The sequence below is a fragment of the Anabaena sp. UHCC 0399 genome (assembly GCF_034931465.1).
Taxonomy (GTDB): Bacteria; Cyanobacteriota; Cyanobacteriia; order Cyanobacteriales; family Nostocaceae; genus Trichormus; species Trichormus minutissimus.
Window position 1 is genome coordinate 30,417 of sequence record NZ_JAYGGZ010000023.1, and the last position, 19,364, is coordinate 49,780.

Here is a 19,364-nt window from a genome sequence, read left to right on the forward strand (position 1 = left end):
TTGTCTGCTAGTCAAAATAAATGACAAGGAGCAGTTAAAAGATGAATCAAGATAATGTTTACCACGACTACAATTTAGCCCTGAAGATGGTAGCAATTAATAGCAGCGATGGCGTTCCGCCCGTCGGAGACGATAATCGCAATGCTCAATTAAAAGCAACCTTGGTAGAAATATCTCAAAAGCCAGAAAATGCCATATCTAATATCCAATCATTTATTACAAAGCAGAGAGTATATTTTTGGCAGATATTATCTGCGCTTACGTATCTAATTTTCTGTAGTTATTTACTTTTATTCGTCAACGTATTGATTGACACATGGGCAAGCAAAATTACACAAGCTAGCCCCTACATCAGAGATGTAGCGACTTTTGTATGTGTCTTTTGATCAGGTTATGTCTTCCTGCAATATCTGCTAACCAGCATTTTGACTCAGTTAATTAGGTTGCAGTTGGTGAATCTTCATTGCAACATCAACCATCACACAACCGAACTAGTATTTATCCAAATAACAACTACGATGAATCAACACATGACAGGTATGACCAACGTTAACAAAGCAGTTAATCCTCAGCAGTTTGACAAAGTAGTGGAAGCAATTCTGGCTGGAAAATATTCTTGGGCTTGTGTTTTAATGCTACGTATCGTCGGTTACAACCCCTTACATTACATTCCCTACCGCACTTATAACCGACTACTCAAAGAGAACTCCGACGCTAGCAGAACGCAACAATCACATCCAAGTAATGGCACAATGGGTAAGTCATCTGAGGCTCATACTGCTTCTTCTAGTTGTTTAAGTAAAATCAAAGACCTTGCTTACTTTGAAGTTGTAGGTAAGCAAAAAACAGAAATTCGCGGTGGTAGTATAGATCCGTGGTTTGCTCAGAAAATTTACGATTCTCAACCTATACAATTTGACTCGCCATCCCTAACAGCTAGCGAACTCAATCTAATTAATAATTAGACTCTCCAGCTTGAATCATGGGTAAGCAAGTTCGTAGTCAGTATTTTAGTCCTGATGCTTCTAAACACTAAAGTGCTGACTACAAAACTTGAATATATTACATTAAATGTCATGAATTGCTGAATTTATTGCTAAATTGTGCCAAAATGGCAAATATTCAACCATAAAATCTTATACATTAAAGGTAACGACTCAAATTGGATAATGAGCTGGCAACTCATTTTCAAAGGTCAAATCAGTGATTAACTGACTATGAGACATACCTAACTGATTACTGTTGCTGAGTAATCAAGTTACTAAATCAAACATGACAAATTAAATATTGCTACTAGTAGTTCTTCTTCTGAGGAAGTTTGAGCATAAGAAAATTGCAGTGCTGGCCCTCTCCAATTTTCAAATTGAATGCTCCCTATCAAGTTTCCGAATGGTGGAGGAAATGTAGATGAACTTCCGTACTCTAACTGGTTTTGTTGTGCATCAATATACTCTATTCCTAGAACTACCAGCAAAAGTAAGAAGAGACACAGTAATCGTTTAATTTTTGTCATGGATAGTAGAACTTCTAGTTCTTACGCTTTTGTTTCAAAAGCTGTAATCCTCATCCTCCCAGATAGGATTACTTGTACTTGATAAACTTGTAACTTATACAACAAATCTTACAAATGCAGGAAGCTGAAAAATATGAATGCTTCCTGCTTTTTATTTGCTAAAAAATGGGTATATTATTGAGTTTTCTAGAAAGATGAAAAAATGAACGAACCAAAGCAAGTATTGATTACACCAGAGGAAGTTGTTAACGCTCTCAAAAAAGAGATGAACTTAAAGGAAGTTTATCAAAAGATTTTATTTAATAAAGTGATTTGGCAAGTTGCTGAAGAACGTGGGGTTAAGGTGACAGCAGCAGAAATTGAAGCTGAGGCTAACCGCCAACGTCGTGAGAAGCATTTGGAGAAAGCCGCCGATACAATGGCGTGGTTACAGAACGAGTTAGTGACGACTAATGATTGGGAAATGGGAATTTGCGATCGCCTGTTGTCCCAAAAATTAGCTAATATATTATTTGCGGAAGAAGCAGAAGCTTTTTTTCATAAAAATCAACTAGAGTTTGAGCAAGTTATTCTCTATCAAATTATTGTGGACTCTGAAAAACTTGCTCAAGAAATTTATTATCAAATTGAAGATAGAGAAATTAGTTTTTATGAAGCTGCTCATCTTTACGATATAGATATTTTACGTAAACAAAAGTGTGGTTATGAGGGGAATCTATATCGCTTTAACCTTCCCAAAGATATAGCTGCTGTTGTCTTTAGGTCTCAGCCTCAACAATTAATTGGCCCTTTAAAGACTGAATATGGTTATCACCTTTTGATAGTAGCAGAATTTCTGCCTGCTGAATTAACAAGTGAAAAACATCAAGAAATCCTTAAGAATATGTTCCAAAAATGGTTATTAGTAGAGTTAAATAATCGATTTAACTCATCACTTGATTCATAATTATTTTTACTAAAATTAAATACACTTCAGTTACAGTTAAAAAATTTAATTTGCGTAATGGTCTGTCAAAAATACTTTGCTGATAGGTAAAGATGCGATAAATCACCGTCTCTACAAAAACTCTATTCATGAATTATTTCTTGACAGACTAGTAGGTTGGGTTGAGGAACGAAACCCAACATTTTTAGGACTCATAGATGATAAATATTTTTTATTTCCTTTCAATCCCTAATAGGGATTAGAAGAAATTGCAATGAAGGCATAACACTTTATGTCTACTCGATATCACAGTTATTGTTTCAATCCCTGATAGGGATTAGAAGAAATTGCAATTAAATGAGCATGAAACTACCGTTAATATGGTTAATGTTTCAATCCCTGATAGGGATTAGAAGAAATTGCAATCTTTAGGTAATCTTGTACCACCTATATTCTTGATAGTTTCAATCCCTGATAGGGATTAGAAGAAATTGCAATAGCAGTAATTGTAGGGGCGCAGTTACATTGTGCAGCTGTTTCAATCCCTGATAGGGATTAGAAGAAATTGCAATGCTACCGCTACTGGACTAACGGTATTGGACTTTCAGTTTCAATCCCTGATAGGGATTAGAAGAAATTGCAATTGAGGGAATAAATGGTGGGGTTATTTCATCGTAAAAGTTTCAATCCCTGATAGGGATTAGAAGAAATTGCAATGGTATTCGTCCTTGGTGGGGGCAACTGGCATCTCTACCACTGTTTCAATCCCTGATAGGGATTAGAAGAAATTGCAATTTAGGGCAAAAACTCCGAGATGCAAGAGGGAAGTTTCAATCCCTGATAGGGATTAGAAGAAATTGCAATCTTCGCCTCTCCGGTGGTTTTTGCTGGCCACGTAGTTTCAATCCCTGATAGGGATTAGAAGAAATTGCAATTGGCGCAGTCGCGATTGATGCTGTAGCGATCGCTGACGTTTCAATCCCTGATAGGGATTAGAAGAAATTGCAATTGAATGCCATCATTACTAAATAGATGATATCTAGGTTTCAATCCCTGATAGGGATTAGAAGAAATTGCAATATTTAAATGGTGAAGACGTGGTGTCTACTGGTATGTCAGTTTCAATCCCTGATAGGGATTAGAAGAAATTGCAATTGAATGCCATCATTACTAAATAGATGATATCTAGGTTTCAATCCCTGATAGGGATTAGAAGAAATTGCAATCAGCAAAAAATACTAAGCTAGAAGCATCTAATCTAATTACATGTTTCAATCCCTGATAGGGATTAGAAGAAATTGCAATTAGAAGCCTTAGATTTGGTTTCTTTCAAAAAAGATGTTTCAATCCCTGATAGGGATTAGAAGAAATTGCAATTCGGAGCAACAATCTATGCTCCCTGGAATTATGAAGGGTTTCAATCCCTGATAGGGATTAGAAGAAATTGCAATTCAAATCGACCAGCGATCGCTTGCACATTGAATCACCAGTTTCAATCCCTGATAGGGATTAGAAGAAATTGCAATATCTTCTAATTTGGCAAAGTTGGCGAGTGCCAAAAAGTTTCAATCCCTGATAGGGATTAGAAGAAATTGCAATTCTTGGGATGCGCTTGAGGTAGTTGAGGCTTTTGTTTCAATCCCTGATAGGGATTAGAAGAAATTGCAATCTGTTTGATGCTGTTCCGACTTCGTTAGGAAATGATGTTTCAATCCCTGATAGGGATTAGAAGAAATTGCAATTAAAGTGTATGTGGTAAGCAGTTTATTCACTTGCTTAGGTGTTTCAATCCCTGATAGGGATTAGAAGAAATTGCAATATGGTTTACAACAGCGCGGCCTTTGTATCCTTCCTTCAAGTTTCAATCCCTGATAGGGATTAGAAGAAATTGCAATTTGCAAGGCTTGGGTAGCAAGCGATCGCTCACGAGTTTCAATCCCTGATAGGGATTAGAAGAAATTGCAATCTGCCAGATAAATCCAGCGTTGAACTGCGGCTGACTGGCGTTTCAATCCCTGATAGGGATTAGAAGAAATTGCAATCACCGTTTGGGAATATATCCAATGCCATAGCAGAGGATATATACCTGTTTCAATCCCTGATAGGGATTAGAAGAAATTGCAATATTACTGTATATTGATATAGGTATATGCTAGGGAATGTTTCAATCCCTGATAGGGATTAGAAGAAATTGCAATTCATCAACTCTACCTAAAGCGCGTTCGCGCCGAGGTTTCAATCCCTGATAGGGATTAGAAGAAATTGCAATTAACTAATATGTACCCACAAATCTTTAACGAGCCGTTTCAATCCCTGATAGGGATTAGAAGAAATTGCAATATTATTCCGGCGCACGAGAATCATTCTCAAGTTTTCGTTTCAATCCCTGATAGGGATTAGAAGAAATTGCAATAGATTTCTGGATGCAGTATCAGCTTTGATTGGAATCGTTTCAATCCCTGATAGGGATTAGAAGAAATTGCAATAAGGGGAGAAGCCAGACTACTGGAAGGAAAAAACGAGTTTCAATCCCTGATAGGGATTAGAAGAAATTGCAATATATGTCTTCAAATCAGCAAGATTCAAGGGGGAAGTTTCAATCCCTGATAGGGATTAGAAGAAATTGCAATTTGAAGTTCCTGCTTTGCCATCTCATGAAGACTTGATGTTTCAATCCCTGATAGGGATTAGAAGAAATTGCAATGTCTATGTAGCCACAGTAGCAGCTTCTTATATAGTTTCAATCCCTGATAGGGATTAGAAGAAATTGCAATGGAGGCGCGGCAACCTCTATTACAGGTTACAGAATGTTTCAATCCCTGATAGGGATTAGAAGAAATTGCAATTCCCTCTTTTACCTATAGGGGTTATGGGTTTCATTGGCGTTTCAATCCCTGATAGGGATTAGAAGAAATTGCAATTTTATCGGCTCTTTGCAGTGGAATCCTACAGCAAATAGGTTTCAATCCCTGATAGGGATTAGAAGAAATTGCAATTCAACAGAGAATAGTGATTGATTAATCCAAACACGTTTCAATCCCTGATAGGGATTAGAAGAAATTGCAATCGCCTTGAGAAGTCATCCCTACAAATGCAGCTTCTGTTTCAATCCCTGATAGGGATTAGAAGAAATTGCAATCTTCCTCGACCATCTTTTTGATGCGGTCTGTACTGTTTCAATCCCTGATAGGGATTAGAAGAAATTGCAATGATATTAAAAGCTATTCAGCAAATTTAAATCAATTTGTTTCAATCCCTGATAGGGATTAGAAGAAATTGCAATTGGCATCTCTAACACCGTTGTGAGTTAAATAGCTGTTTCAATCCCTGATAGGGATTAGAAGAAATTGCAATATGGCGATCACCTCTTAATAATTTCCCTTACGTTTCAATCCCTGATAGGGATTAGAAGAAATTGCAATTCACTCTTTGACCTATTTCCCAAGCTAAATACTGCCGTTTCAATCCCTGATAGGGATTAGAAGAAATTGCAATTGAGATTAGTTGCAGATGCTTGCGTTGGTTCTGTAGGTTTCAATCCCTGATAGGGATTAGAAGAAATTGCAATCTCAAGGTGTACTAACTCTCCAGAAGGAGATTACATACAATCGTTTCAATCCCTGATAGGGATTAGAAGAAATTGCAATATACAATAGTTGAGTAGCTTTAATTACACTAATGTTTCAATCCCTGATAGGGATTAGAAGAAATTGCAATTCTACTCATTGGTGTAGACATGGCAAGATTCAGCAAGTTTCAATCCCTGATAGGGATTAGAAGAAATTGCAATTGTAACGAGATTCCCATCGGATGCAGTCCATCTCACCGTTAGTTTCAATCCCTGATAGGGATTAGAAGAAATTGCAATCTAAAGCTAAAAGTTACAATCTAGACAACTTTATATTTGTTTCAATCCCTGATAGGGATTAGAAGAAATTGCAATAGCGGCGACCTGAAACACAGTCTATATTTAGTTTTCAAGGTGCGGTTGCGCGGATGGAATAATCTTAGCATACAGAATTATAACTGGGTAGAATACAAATGCCCAAAACCCTCACTAAATAAAGTGCGCGGCTATTTTTACTCAAAAAAATCTCAAAAGTCTTACACTGCAAGAACTCCAAGTTCAGTTAATCAGAGTTTGTTTTTAACACCTACCCATCCGCGCATTCGGGCGGAAAGCACTGTTCTTATCAAGTTATTGACCTGCTAATACACTACAGATTCAACAAAGCCACCATCTGACATCAATACATCATGCTGAGTTATGTTAGCGTAGCGAGTTGTAAATCTGGGCTGAGTAATAATACTAATCACTAGCGTTTAGGCTTTTGTTTTTCAACCGTAATTGTAACTAAAAGTCTTCTGAATCGTAGAAAAAGCGAATAAATTAGCTGTTTTTCAGAAAATTATCAATTTTTAATAAAATTTTTATAAAGATTTGATGAACTTTACTTTTTTCGGATAAAAACTATTGACTAGCCTTCAGAAAATTTCTACAAAAATAGTAGTAGGTTAAATAATCAAATTGAGAGACTGTCAGTTCTTAGTTAATTTTTGCCAGGTGAATGCAGATGACTCATGATCTGCTAATGAAAAAATAGGCAGTGTGGTGTTAGTTTGATGTTAGTAACATTTACTTGCATTGAAATCTAACTAAATAACCCTCTCTGATTGGTATTCGTAATCGCAGCAACTTAAATATTCACTCATTGAGTTTGTACCTACATTCCAGTTTTTAGCAACATCCTGATAACAAAATCATCATCAGACTTGAGGTAGATTTCCTGAGATTAGCAACCAAAATAATTGGTTGAAATCAATACCAGCGTGACACCATTGCTCAGAAAATTTTATCAAGTTATTGATGCAAGCTGTTGAGGTGTTTTACCAGATATTGCGTTTTTTGAGGCTTTGGAATATTGAATACTTACAGATAACCCCCCTCATTTACCAATTTAAAGGAGGGTAAACACTTGTCATCACATCTGATTTTTCACGTTATGTGGAAAAGCTAACGCGAAACCTAACCCCCTAACCCCCTTCCCTTGTAGGGAAGGGGGAGAAGTTAAAGCCTCTCTCCTTGTAGGGGAGCCAGTGCGTTGCGGGGGTTCCCCTGTTGTAGCAACTGGCGTGAGAGGTACTCTAGCGAGAAGCCGCTCCGCGTCTTTGGAGAGGGGTTTTCCAGATCCCGTGAAAAGTCAAGTGATCACATGGGCTTAATATCTTGAAAAAAGAGACTGTAACGCTCTTTCACCAATCTGAGGAAAGCAAAATAATTGTAGCTTGGGTTGAGTGATAGCCTTTTTGTCATCAGTACAGTTGAGAAACTGGAGAAAGCCGACTAAACCTGATGAATTTGAAACTTTGACCTAAACATAAATTAGACATTACCTGGTAATAATTATGTCTGAATATTTTCATCAAGAGCAATTTATTGAAGGTTATGACTTGCACGAAAGTAAGTTTTTAACTCCCTTTCAACGAAAAGCTTTGCTCAAGCATTTACAAACTAATTTGCAGCCAGAATATCGTAAACGCATTGAAATTATGTTACTGGCGGATATGGGGACATCGCAAAGCCAAATCTGTGAAAAATTAGGCTGTTCTCAAGAAATGGCTCGTTATTGGATTGGCATAGCTGAAGCAGGTTTGGCACACAAATGGAATGAGCGACCCATAGGTAGACCCAAAATTGTTAATAACCAATATATGGATAGATTGAAGGAATTAGTAAGTAATAGTCCGCGTGATTATGGTTATGCTTTTACCCATTGGACAGCCCAATGGTTAAGTAAGCATCTAGCCTCAGAACTGGGAATTACTATTAGCGATCGCCATATCAATCGCCTGTTAAAACAAATGGGACTTTCTACTAAACCAAAAAATAACCGTCCTCAAGTTACTGAAGAAGCTGAACCAGATAATAATATTACAATTTCTGACTTGAAATCTCAGTCTGAAACACCTCTGGATTGGTCGTTTAATTTAATTCGTAATTCGTAATTATCATAATGATTAAGAAGTACGAAAGTTCACAATATTTGGTTTGGAGGTGAGGGAATGCCGTCAGGTTTTTCCCAGCAATATTTAGCGCAACAACTTACTCAAACCTTGGGTGAGTTGTTGTCAGAAAAGGAAATAGAACAGTGTATCCAAGAGTTAGAAATTATTGAACCGCCAATTGCCAAGCAGTTTTGGCAAGCTGCTACAGCTTCGGCGGGAATTTACATCATCCTTGGGGGTAAAGTCAGATTACTTGATAGTTCTTTAAACTTAATCACCACGCTTTCAACAGGAGCGTCTTTTGGTGAACTGACTTTATTTCCAGAACAAGAATTTAGTCCTTATGTTGCTAGGGCTTCTGTTAATTTAAAACTTGCTTATCTACCGCAAGATAGTTTACAAGGGCTGATTAGTGAACATTCTAGCATTGGCGATCGCCTAAAAAAACAGGCAGAAACTTGGGATTTATTGGTATTCTGTAACCAAAATACCTTACTGCCTGAAAATACTTCCGTTGAAGATGCCTTGAGAGCATTGTTTTTATTTGAACGTCAGACTTTAGCTAGTGGTTCACTTCCCCAGTCGCTTTTGCAAGATACCAAACTCTGGCTTTTACAGCGAGGAGAATTAACAGATACCCAAGGACGCAGATTTATACCCGGAACAATCACCACATCTGCAAATGTAGGTAATTGGCAAGTTACACAATCAGCAGTTGTGTATATTTTGAGAAATACCAATTGGCAAATAGCACTAGAATATTGGCCGCAGTTAACAGAATTCCGAGAATCCAGTGTTAGTATTGAAAGTAACCCCTCCCCATCCCCGGTTGTAGAGACGCGATATGTCGCATCTCTACAACCCCCCCCTCCAGAAAAACCCAAACCACGTCGCTCCTATTTCCCCAGCCCCAAGGTGAGGGTAGGTCATTGGTGGGGAAGAATTACCAAACGCTATCCATTATTTGAACAACAAAGTGCAGCTGACTGTGGTGCAGCTTGTTTAGTCATGGTTAGCCGCTACTGGGGGAAAAACTTAAGCGTGAATCGCATTCGGGATTTAGCCAATGTTAGCCGCAATGGTGCATCCCTCAAAGGTTTAACCACAGCCGCAGAGACGATAGGTTTTACTACCCGTCCTGTGAAAGCCAGTTTGGATAAATTAGCACAACAAACCTTACCTGCGATCGCTCATTGGGAAAATAAGCACTACATCGTAGTTTACGAAATTACCAAAAAACACGTTATTGTCTGCGACCCGGCGATTGGACAACGTAGCCTGATACTGTCAGAATTTAAAGCAGGTTGGACTGGCTACGCTTTATTATTGCAACCCACCAGCCAACTACAAGAGGCACAAGAAGTCAGTACCCCATTCTGGCAGATGTTTGAGTTAGTCAGACCTCACTCACGCGTGCTGCTAGAAGTATTTGGGGCTTCGGTATTAATTCAGTTTTTGGGACTGATTACGCCCCTATTTACCCAGTTGTTGTTAGATAGAGTCATTGTGCAGGGTAGCACGCTGACTTTAAACGCTGTGGGTTTAGGGTTGATGATTTTTGGGTTATTCCGCGTCGCCGTCAATGGACTCAGGCAATATTTACTAGACCATACAGCCAACCGCATTAGTGTGTCACTGTTGGTAGGTTTTATTAAACATACCTTCCGTTTACCCTTAGCGTTTTTTGAATCCCGTTATGTCGGCGATATTGTCTCCCGTGTCCAAGAAAACCAAAAAATCCAGCGTTTTTTGACTGGGGAAGCCCTCTCCATCATTTTGGACTTACTGACGGTGTTCGTTTACGTGGGGCTGATGTTTTGGTATAGTGCGTCTATGGCATTGGTCAGTTTAGCGATCGTGCCGCCGTTTGTATTACTGGCACTTGTCGCTACACCATTTCTACGCCGCATTAGCCGGGAAGTTTTTAGTGCTACCGCCAACGAAAACAGTTACCTCATTCAATCCCTAACGGGGATTCGCTCAATTCGTTCGATGGCAATTGAGCAGACAGTGCGCTGGCATTGGGAAGAACTGCTAAATAATGTAATTAGAAAGACCTTTGCTGGGCAGATTATCAGTAATCAGTTACAGATTTTTAGTTCGGCAATTGAAACCCTAGTTACGACCAGCTTACTGTGGTTGGGGGCGTGGTTGGTGATTCAAAATCAACTTACCATTGGTCAGTTAGTTGCCTTTAATATGCTGCTGGGTAACATCATTAGACCTTTTCAGCGTCTAGTCGTGCTGTGGAATCAATTACAAGAGGTAACAATTTCTACAGAACGCATCAATGATATTCTCGAAGCCGAACCAGAAGAAGACTTACAAAACCAGCCCCGCCAATTTTTACCTCGCTTGAGCGGTCATATTCGCTTTGAAAATGTCACCTTTCGCTATCATCCAGAGAGTGATATTAATGTCTTAGAAAATCTCAGTTTTGAAATTAAACCAGAGCAAACCGTTGCTGTCGTAGGGCGTAGCGGTTCTGGTAAGACCACATTGTTTAAATTAATTTTAGGGCTATATCTGCCGACAGATGGCAAAGTGTTGATTGATGGTAACGATGTGACTAGTATAGCCCTGCGATCGCTCCGTTCTCAAATCGGTGTGGTTGACCAAGACACCTTTCTGTTTGGCGGTACAATCCGCGAAAATATCAGCATTGCTCACCCCGAAGCTAGTTTAGAACAAGTGATAACGGCGGCGCGATTAGCTGGGGCTGATGACTTTATACAACGATTGCCAATGGGTTACGAATCCCAAATTGGCGAAGGTGGCGGTATGTTATCTGGCGGACAACGCCAACGCCTAGCCATAGCCCGTGCTTTGGTAGGTGATCCCCGTTTATTGCTTTTAGATGAAGCAACCAGCCACCTCGATTCAGAATCTGAGCGTCTGATTCAAAATAACCTGAAAACTATCCTTCAAGGACGCACCAGTGTAATTATTGCCCACCGCCTGTCCACCGTGCGTCATGCAGACTTAATTTTGGTATTAGATCGTGGCTTATTAGTCGAAAGCGGTACTCACGATCAATTGATCACACGAAAAGGCCATTACTTTTACCTGAACCAACAGCAACTGGCGACTAATTCGTAATTCGTCATTAAGAATTGGTTGCCTTGGGTATTACTGGGAAATTGTTAAAAAAATGGGCATGGGACAAACAGGACATGGGATATCGGGCATTGGGTAATAGTTCTTCTTCCTTTCTATTCCCTAATCCCCATTACCCCTTATCCCCAGTCCCCAGTTCCCAGTCCGCAGTCCCCCTTCAGAGTAATTTATGCCACACATATCCCACAATTCATCATCTGTGCTAGTCAAGTCACAGCCAGATGATCTGCTACGAGTTGAAGAATCGCGTTCTCTAGATAATGAGCAAACACAAGGGGTAAGCGAGACTAATGATTGGTTTTATGGCACTGAGGAATTACTCGATGCCTTACCCAAACGCTGGACTCGTTCCATGCTTTACCTCTTGATTAGCTTTGCGGTGATTATTATCCCTTGGGCATCTCTGAGCAAGGTTGATGAAACAGGAACAGCCAGAGGGCGTTTAGAACCCAAGGGTGCAACGCAAAAACTAGGTATTGCCGTCGCTGGTAAAGTCAAAACAGTGAATGTGGAAGAAGGGGCGACGGTTAAGGCTGGGCAAGTTTTATTAGAATTAGATGCTGACGTTCTACAAAAAGAATTAGAACAAGCTGAAACTAGGTTAGAAGGATTAACTAATCGGCAAGCGCAGCAAGAATTACTCAAAAACCAATTGATGCTCGCCATTAATATTCAAGAACAGCAGAACCAAGCCCAAGCCTTGGAAAAAATGGCACAAGTGAATCAAGCCCAGCAGCACTTAGATGGTAAACAAAGTACCTACCACTTACAAAAACTAGAAAAACAATCTCTAGTAGAACAGGCTAGGCAGAGAATTAATTCTACTCAGATTCTCCAGCAATTGGCTCAAAGGCGTTTGCAGCGAGATTCCAAAGAAGTTACACGCTATCGTGATCTGTTAAGGCAGGGTGCAATTCCCCAAATTAAAATTGTCGAACTGGAAAACTCTGCCGAAGATAGCCAACGCTCTTTGCTGCAAGCCAATGCAGAGATTATGCAAGCACAGTTGCGTTTAAGAGAAGAAGTCAGTCGCTACCAAGCAACTATTAGTCAAATTCAAGCAGAAATTCAGCAAGCACAACTACGTCTGCAAGAGCAGCTAAGTAGTTATCAAGGGGTTGTCCAAGCGGGTAAATTGGCAGTCCTCAAAAGCCAAGAACAGTTAAAAGACCTGCAAAGCCAAATTACTAACTTGCAATCAGAAATGGCGCAAACCAAGAGCCAGATTGCATCATTTAAGCTACAACAACAACAAAGAATAGTGCGATCGCCTATTGATGGTGTAATTTTTGAGTTACCTGTAGAAAAACCAGGCCCCGTAGTCGAACCAGGACAGATAGTAGCTCAAATCGCACCACAAAATACGCCTTTAATTCTCAAAGCCCAAATGCCCAGCCATCAAAGCGGTTTCTTGAAGGTGGGAATGCCAGTTAAAATCAAGTTTGATGCTTATCCTTTCCAAGATTATGGCGTGGTGCAAGGGCGCGTTAACTGGATTTCGCCGGACTCGAAGATCCAAACTACCGCTCAAGGGAACGTAGAAACCTACGAGATGAATATCACTATAGACCAACCATATATCCAAGCTGGTAATAAACGTATTTTCTTAACCCCAGGTCAGACAGCATCAGCAGAGGTAATTATTCGTCAACGCCGAGTAATTGATTTTGTCTTAGACCCATTTAAGAAATTACAAAAAAGCGGTTTAGAGCTTTAGAAATAAGCTAATACACGCGATGTGCAATTTATTCTTGAAACCTCTCCCATACCAGGAGCTACGGTGTACACACAAGTCTAATCACCTTATCCAGTATCGTTTTGATCCCCCCTAACCCCCCTTAAAAAGGGGGGAACTAGAATCAAAGTCCCCCTTTTTAAGGGGGATTTAGGGGGATCAAGCCACATTTTGCACCTAGCACTCCAGATATGTGTACACCTTAGCCTACTAGGAGAGAGGCTTTAATTATTACTCTCTTTCACTAGTAGGGAAGGGGTTGGGGGTTAGGTCTGAGAGAACTTTGCACACGACGTTAATACGGTTCAGATCAGCCCCAAACGCGTCTTGAAAACCCAACTACTAGGCTGATCAACCTTTGGAGACGTTGCACTGCAACGTCTCTACAAGCCATGCCATTTTTCCACCACCAATCAATTTAAAGGGAGATTTGTATCATGCCAAAACTTATACAACTATCGATTGCAGACATTATTTATCATCTAAAATTATCTTGTCAAATCCCCACAATTTTAGAAGCGATCGCCACCTCCAGAATTATTACTGAAGCTGCCGTCTCAGCAGGCATTGAAATTAGTGTAGAGGAACTTCAACAAGCCGCAGATAGTATGCGCTTAACTAATCAATTATTCAAAGCAGAAGATACATGGAATTGGCTAAACAAATATTATCTTTCTTTAGATGACTTTGAAGACATGGCTAAAACCAACTTATTATCTGCTAAGTTAGCTGGTCATTTATTTGCAGATAAAGTTGAACCATTCTTTTATGCCCATCAAATTGATTACACTGGGGCTGTAACTTATGAAGTTATATTAGATGATGAAGACTTAGCTTTAGAGCTATTTTACGCCTTAAAAGAAGGTGAAATTAGCTTCCAAGAAATTGCCCGTCAATACATCCAAACCCCAGAGATTAGAAGGGCTGGGGGCTATCAAGGTATTCGCTACAGGCGAGACTTTAGACCAGAAATTGCGGCGGCTGTTTTTGCTGCCAATCCTCCCCAAATTCTTAAACCCATCGTTACCCCAAAAGGAGTACATATAATCGCCGTCGAGGAAATCATTAACCCCGAATTAGATGAGGAGCGACGGATGCAAATTGCCAAAGATTTATTTACACTTTGGTTAGAAGAACAAGTAAATGCTGTAGAAATTGTAGCTGATTTCAACCGCCAAGATAATTCGTAACAATGCTCGCCCCGCTACGCTCTAAGCGCAGCTATGCCGCAGGCTTTACGTAATTCGTAAAAAGATTTGGGGTGGGTGATAATCACATTTTTGCTACAAACCCCACTCCTTCATATCAACACCATCAATGCTACTTTTTATACACAAGTACGGTATATAGGTTTAGCTTGATAGTTGATAACTTGATCACAACGGGTTAAGCGTCAAAAAAGTTACGCCATACTGGCTGATCAAGCGGGATGCTAGATTCTGGAACTGAAGTCATATCATCGCCGTCGCTTATCATACAGGTGGTAACATATTAAAGTAAATGATTTAAAACATACAATCATTTAACAAAGCTTAAAGTTGCTTTATTATATTGTTTACCAAAGGTGTGAGTTGAGTTGTGGAATTGAATTAGCGATGACTACTTGTATATCTAATATTGCTGAACGTAACTCTCAAGCTGTACGAGTATGCGAGTTAACCAAGACTTGTTATCAAGACGATCAACAAGTCAAGTTCATGAGCTTGCAAGCAGAGGTAGATTCTCTGTTGCAGGAATTACAAAACCTCAAGGAAAAACGTTTAACAACCACTAGCCCAGAATCATAAAACAAATTTACTGTCGAGCGATCGCAAAATCTTCCCAGTCGTCCACTTGAGCTAAATGCCGATTTGACAGAGTTCTCTGAGGCTATGTCAGCAATAGAGACTATTTCAGGGAAGTTACAGGCGATCGCTACAATCAATCATTAAGATTTCATTAAAATTTGTATATCAATTTACCATTACTTGCACAAAATTTAAGTCAGCAATCACAAAATTTTTGTGATTGCTGATTTTCGCTCTCGGAATGAGGCATAGGGACATCTATAAGACCTAGATTTAAAAAAGGTGAGCCAAATAGCTATCATTGAATGTGTATTTTGAATTGTTCGTATGCTCACACTGTCTCCCAGCCTACAAGCTAGACTTTCTCAACCCCTCAAAATCGGCTCATTTGCAGTCAAAAGCCGAGTTCTTCAGTCGCCTTTATCTGGGGTGACAGATATGGTATTTCGTCGCTTAGTACGACGCTATGCACCAGATTCAATGATGTACACCGAAATGGTGAATGCTACGGGGTTACATTACGTCAAGCAACTACCCAAAATCATGGAGGTAGACCCCAACGAACGTCCAATCAGCATTCAATTATTCGATTGTCGTCCCGATTTCCTCGCAGAAGCAGCCATAAAAGCAGTTGCCGAAGGTGCTGACACTATTGATATTAATATGGGGTGTCCAGTCAATAAAATTACCAAAAATGGTGGGGGTTCTTCTCTGTTGCGACAGCCAGAAGTAGCAGAAGCTATTGTTCGGGAAGTGGTGAAAGCTGTTGATGTACCAGTAACAGTCAAGACGCGTATTGGTTGGAATGACAAAGAAATCTTTATTCTCGATTTTGCCAAGCGGATGGAAGATGCCGGAGCGCAAATGATTACTGTGCATGGACGTACCCGCGCTCAAGGGTACAATGGTAATGCTCGCTGGGAATGGATAGCCCGTGTGAAAGAAATATTATCTATTCCAGTGATTGGTAATGGGGATATATTTTCCGTGGAAGCGGCGGTGAGATGCTTAGAACAAACTGGTGCGGATGGTGTGATGTGTTCCCGTGGGACGTTGGGTTATCCCTTTTTGGTGGGAGAAATTGATCACTTCTTGAAAACTGGGGAGACATTACCAGTAGCAACCCCAATTCAACGTTTGGAATGTGCCAGAGATCATTTACAAGCCTTATGGGAATATAAAGGCGATCGCGGTGTCCGTCAAGCCCGTAAGCACATGACTTGGTACGCCAAAGGTTTTGTCGGTGCGGCTGAATTGCGGGGACAATTGAGTTTAGTGGAAACAGTGCAGCAGGGTTTAGACTTGATTGATAGAGCCATTGAGCAGTTAACTCATGGTTATGAACCAATGGAAGAAGCGGAGAATTTTCAAGTCGCTTAATTATATAAGCGATGTATTTAACTCTATTTCTAATATATCTGCTGAAGTGCGATCGCACATTGAAAAGGAAACTAACTAATCGACTAAGTAGGATTAACACCTTAACCCACTGCAAAATCAGTAAACTGACGCATATAAGGTGTGTGGAATCCCAAGACAATATCCTGTTTTGATACACCCATCTCTACTAATTCAGCAGCGATATCATCTTCCGTACCATTCCACTGAATCCAAATTTTTTCATTCTTGATATCTAAATGAATCACAGGGCCATAAACACGCCTTCCTTTATCCCAACCAACATAAATAAGTTGATAATGATCGTGTATTGTATCAAATATAGTTTGCATTTCTAACTCATCATTTTGATGATGCGATGTTCGGCGTTGGGCATATTCTGACAATACACGCTGAACATATTCTCGATATTTTTCTAGTTTTGCCACTTCTCTAGGTATTCTAGCAATTATTTTTATTGTAAAAGGCGGGTGCGGGGATTGAACCCGCTAATCCCCACAAATGGTGGAGATATAACCGATAATCCTATATTCTGCGTCCCCGAAGGGCAAGTGATGAATCAGGATAACCCGCCATGAAAAAGGATAAAAGATTGCCACCATTTATCCTTAAAGCTATTCAACTCTTTTTACAATTCACCTGTAGCTAGCATCTGGATGATGCGAGGTGTACCAGGGTCAAACCCTGCCAAATCCCAAGAAAGAGGATCTTTGGGATCTACTAAGGTAATTTGGTAAGGTGTCAAGCTGACATACACAGCCTTAACATCAGGATTCACCTTTTTACGGTAATCAGCTAATGCTTGAGAGGGATGTTTATAACCCGCCCAGCTTTCGGAGTCAGTCCAGAAACAAACAACATCGGCTTTGAACTTGTGCTTAATCATCCAGTCATAAGCTACAGAAGCATCTGTTCCGCCGAAGTTTTGGTTGCTGGCTTTACGCACAGCAGAGCTAAAACTATCTTTAGCGGTGATATTCAACTCCCGAAATTCCGTAGCAAAGCCGCGAATCATGTAGTTTTTCTCAGCTTTGGCTGTAACTAATGCCATTGTGGTGGCAATTTCACAGCAGCTGAGTCCCATATCTGCAACCAAGCTACCCATAGAACCAGAAACGTCTACGGCGTGCATGAATACTTTACCTGTGGGTTGCACCACATCAAAGGACAACTCAACGGCTTTTTCTAAGATGTCCACGATGCGGGGAACTGGACTCCAGGTTTTCTTACTGCGTCCTAATCTTCCCCCAGACTCGTAAGTTTTGAGTGCTTTCAAAACATCTATGGGATGGATACGACCTTTACGCAGATGTTCTTTGTTGTTGAGAACTGACTCTACACGCTGCAAGTTAGTTTTTTCGTCAGTCCGCAACACACCCAGTTCAGTTAATGAACCCAAGTTACGCAACATTGCACCAATAGGCATTTCCTGAAATAGTAATTGCCAAGCTTGCTTATCCATCTTGCCCACGGGTGCAGCCATTTCATGGGTTAAACGTCCTTGCAAAATGGCTTGGTGGGTTTCGTTGGGGTTGTGCTTTAGCCATTCGTACCACCAAATTTGCGCCAACGCCTCAGAGGGTATTTCAGTTGGTAATTCTGCCCAACCTTTAACTACCCATTCATAGAGTTGACGGTGGTTTTCGGTAGGTGGTTTGACGTGAAACAACCGTAAAGCATCGCGATTAGTAAAGCCTTGACGTTGTTGATATTTCAACAGTTGATAGGCTAAACCTTTGACATCTTCACGAGATAGCCAGCTTTTACCAGCTTCCCGGACTATCTTACCGAACCCCCTTAGAGATTTGGTATAGTTCAGCCATTCATAGAAATGGCTACCTGTACGGACAACTTGGGGAAAGATTTCACCAAAAGCCTGTTTTGCTTCTGGGGTTTCACCCATTGACAGCAACACCAAAGCAAAAATAGGTGCGCTGTTATTGATGGCGTGTCCATCACTGGCATACAAAATTTCTTCCGCAACACGGCTGGGATTTTCGGCAACAGCTTGTTTCACAACCGCCACAAAATCTTCTGTGAGTTCTTGTTTGCCAGCATAGTATGTGCTTTGGGCTGTGCCAACCAACAGACAACGCCGCAACATTTTCCAAATGCCAGCATCAAACATCCAGCCACCGGAACGCCCTTGAATCATCTCGGCTTCCCGTCCGGGGATGGGCTGATTTTGTGGTGTATTTGTCTTATTTTTGGTGAAAAAATTATAATTCATCGCTTCATCTCCCAGCCCTTGCGGGCAAAAATGAAAGGTGGCAGAGCGGGACTCGAACCCGCAACCTCTCGTGTTGCAGACGATAACCCTCAATTCTTCGGCCTCTTCAGGCAAGTTGTGAATAAGGATAATAGCGTTCTTCCATTTGAACTACCTGCCACATGAAAATTGAAAATTAGTCTGGGCAAGTTGGATGTTACGGAAACCGACACCGCCTACTTTCTACAAAATCTGAAATTGTTTTGGCGCGAGGAGCAGGATTTGAACCTGCGTCCGATGAATTAACGATAACCCTCAATTAGTCGGCCTCTTCAGGCAAGTTTGTAAACCAAGGACTATGGGTTTTACCCCTTTCACTGCTCTACCAATCTGAGCTATCCCCGCTTAAAATTTCAAAATTTAAACTCAGCATGGGCTATGCCCAGCTTCTCTAACAGCACTAATATGGGTAGCAGAGCAGGATTTGCACCTGCATCTACAGAAATTTAATCAAGGGATTGTGAATCAATATATTTCGATAACCCTCGATAGGTCGGCCTTTACAGGCAAGGTGGTCGCTCTGGTATTTGAGCTATCCGCTACCGATTTAGCTAACTCCTTTAGGAATGTCGGCTTGTAGTATTAATGTAGTATATGTAATTTCGACTGTCAAG

Annotated in this window: 12 protein-coding genes, 2 tRNA genes and 1 CRISPR repeat array; of the genes, 9 read left to right on the forward strand and 5 right to left on the reverse strand. The window is 40.4% G+C overall.

Annotated elements, in window-relative coordinates:
- Positions 1–41: 41 nt before the first annotated feature.
- Positions 42–386 (forward strand): hypothetical protein, encoded by a 345-nt coding sequence (locus VB693_RS14075; RefSeq protein ID WP_323266817.1) that lies wholly within the window; start codon positions 42–44, stop codon positions 384–386.
- A 132-nt stretch (positions 387–518) separates the two neighbouring features.
- Positions 519–965 carry a HetP family heterocyst commitment protein gene (locus VB693_RS14080; protein ID WP_323266849.1) on the forward strand — a complete coding sequence of 149 codons (447 nt, stop codon included), beginning with the start codon at positions 519–521 and terminating at the stop codon, positions 963–965.
- Between the two features lie 296 nt (positions 966–1,261).
- Here VB693_RS14080 and VB693_RS14085 read toward each other — a convergent pair whose 3' ends face one another.
- Positions 1,262–1,513 carry a hypothetical protein gene (locus VB693_RS14085; RefSeq protein ID WP_323266818.1) on the reverse strand — a complete coding sequence of 84 codons (252 nt, stop codon included), beginning with the start codon at positions 1,511–1,513 and terminating at the stop codon, positions 1,262–1,264.
- Positions 1,514–1,715: 202 nt separating this feature from the next.
- On the opposite strand from VB693_RS14085, the gene VB693_RS14090 reads away from it, so the two are divergent.
- From VB693_RS14090 to dusB, 7 genes are all read left to right on the forward strand, one after another.
- Positions 1,716–2,459 (forward strand): peptidylprolyl isomerase, encoded by a 744-nt coding sequence (locus VB693_RS14090; RefSeq protein ID WP_323266819.1) that lies wholly within the window; start codon positions 1,716–1,718, stop codon positions 2,457–2,459.
- A gap of 218 nt (positions 2,460–2,677) precedes the next feature.
- Positions 2,678–6,381: a CRISPR direct-repeat array (repeat unit 37 nt; unit sequence GTTTCAATCCCTGATAGGGATTAGAAGAAATTGCAAT).
- A 1,463-nt stretch (positions 6,382–7,844) separates the two neighbouring features.
- Positions 7,845–8,444 carry a helix-turn-helix domain-containing protein gene (locus VB693_RS14095; RefSeq protein WP_190707366.1) on the forward strand — a complete coding sequence of 200 codons (600 nt, stop codon included), beginning with the start codon at positions 7,845–7,847 and terminating at the stop codon, positions 8,442–8,444.
- A gap of 57 nt (positions 8,445–8,501) precedes the next feature.
- A complete protein-coding gene (locus VB693_RS14100) occupies positions 8,502–11,543 on the forward strand; it encodes an ABC transporter transmembrane domain-containing protein (RefSeq protein WP_323266820.1) in 3,042 nt (1,013 codons plus the stop codon).
- A gap of 187 nt (positions 11,544–11,730) precedes the next feature.
- Positions 11,731–13,278 carry an HlyD family efflux transporter periplasmic adaptor subunit gene (locus VB693_RS14105; RefSeq protein WP_323266821.1) on the forward strand — a complete coding sequence of 516 codons (1,548 nt, stop codon included), beginning with the start codon at positions 11,731–11,733 and terminating at the stop codon, positions 13,276–13,278.
- Positions 13,279–13,733: 455 nt separating this feature from the next.
- Positions 13,734–14,486, forward strand: a complete 753-nt coding sequence (locus VB693_RS14110) for a peptidylprolyl isomerase (RefSeq protein WP_323266822.1) — start codon at positions 13,734–13,736, stop codon at positions 14,484–14,486.
- A 405-nt stretch (positions 14,487–14,891) separates the two neighbouring features.
- Entirely contained in the window at positions 14,892–15,083 is a 192-nt protein-coding gene (locus VB693_RS14115) for a hypothetical protein (RefSeq protein ID WP_190707373.1), read from the forward strand.
- A 327-nt stretch (positions 15,084–15,410) separates the two neighbouring features.
- Complete coding sequence (gene dusB / locus VB693_RS14120) at positions 15,411–16,463, forward strand: tRNA dihydrouridine synthase DusB (protein WP_323266823.1); 1,053 nt, start codon at positions 15,411–15,413, stop codon at positions 16,461–16,463.
- 101 nt (positions 16,464–16,564) lie between these two features.
- Here dusB and VB693_RS14125 read toward each other — a convergent pair whose 3' ends face one another.
- The 4 genes from VB693_RS14125 to VB693_RS14140 all read right to left on the reverse strand — a co-directional run bounded on the left by VB693_RS14125 (position 16,565) and on the right by VB693_RS14140 (position 19,095).
- The gene (locus VB693_RS14125; protein ID WP_323266824.1) at positions 16,565–16,909 is read right to left on the reverse strand and encodes a XisI protein; all 345 of its coding nucleotides are present in this window, start codon (positions 16,907–16,909) and stop codon (positions 16,565–16,567) included.
- A 200-nt stretch (positions 16,910–17,109) separates the two neighbouring features.
- Positions 17,110–18,711, reverse strand: a complete 1,602-nt coding sequence (locus tag VB693_RS14130; RefSeq protein ID WP_323266825.1) for a TROVE domain-containing protein — start codon at positions 18,709–18,711, stop codon at positions 17,110–17,112.
- Positions 18,712–18,748: 37 nt separating this feature from the next.
- A tRNA-OTHER gene (locus VB693_RS14135) sits at positions 18,749–18,871 on the reverse strand.
- 83 nt (positions 18,872–18,954) lie between these two features.
- Positions 18,955–19,095 (reverse strand) — tRNA-OTHER (locus VB693_RS14140).
- Between the last annotated feature and the right edge of the window lie 269 nt (positions 19,096–19,364).

What these genes read in the sequence shown, in the direction of transcription:
- VB693_RS14075 (WP_323266817.1), top strand. Translation starts at nt 42, where the DNA reads ATGAATCAAGATAATGTTTACCACGACTACAATTTAGCCCTGAAGATG.
- VB693_RS14080 (WP_323266849.1), top strand. Translation starts at nt 519, where the DNA reads ATGAATCAACACATGACAGGTATGACCAACGTTAACAAAGCAGTTAAT.
- VB693_RS14085 (WP_323266818.1), bottom strand. Translation starts at nt 1,513, where the DNA reads ATGACAAAAATTAAACGATTACTGTGTCTCTTCTTACTTTTGCTGGTA.
- VB693_RS14090 (WP_323266819.1), top strand. Translation starts at nt 1,716, where the DNA reads ATGAACGAACCAAAGCAAGTATTGATTACACCAGAGGAAGTTGTTAAC.
- VB693_RS14095 (WP_190707366.1), top strand. Translation starts at nt 7,845, where the DNA reads ATGTCTGAATATTTTCATCAAGAGCAATTTATTGAAGGTTATGACTTG.
- VB693_RS14100 (WP_323266820.1), top strand. Translation starts at nt 8,502, where the DNA reads ATGCCGTCAGGTTTTTCCCAGCAATATTTAGCGCAACAACTTACTCAA.
- VB693_RS14105 (WP_323266821.1), top strand. Translation starts at nt 11,731, where the DNA reads ATGCCACACATATCCCACAATTCATCATCTGTGCTAGTCAAGTCACAG.
- VB693_RS14110 (WP_323266822.1), top strand. Translation starts at nt 13,734, where the DNA reads ATGCCAAAACTTATACAACTATCGATTGCAGACATTATTTATCATCTA.
- VB693_RS14115 (WP_190707373.1), top strand. Translation starts at nt 14,892, where the DNA reads ATGACTACTTGTATATCTAATATTGCTGAACGTAACTCTCAAGCTGTA.
- dusB (WP_323266823.1), top strand. Translation starts at nt 15,411, where the DNA reads ATGCTCACACTGTCTCCCAGCCTACAAGCTAGACTTTCTCAACCCCTC.
- VB693_RS14130 (WP_323266825.1), bottom strand. Translation starts at nt 18,711, where the DNA reads ATGAATTATAATTTTTTCACCAAAAATAAGACAAATACACCACAAAAT.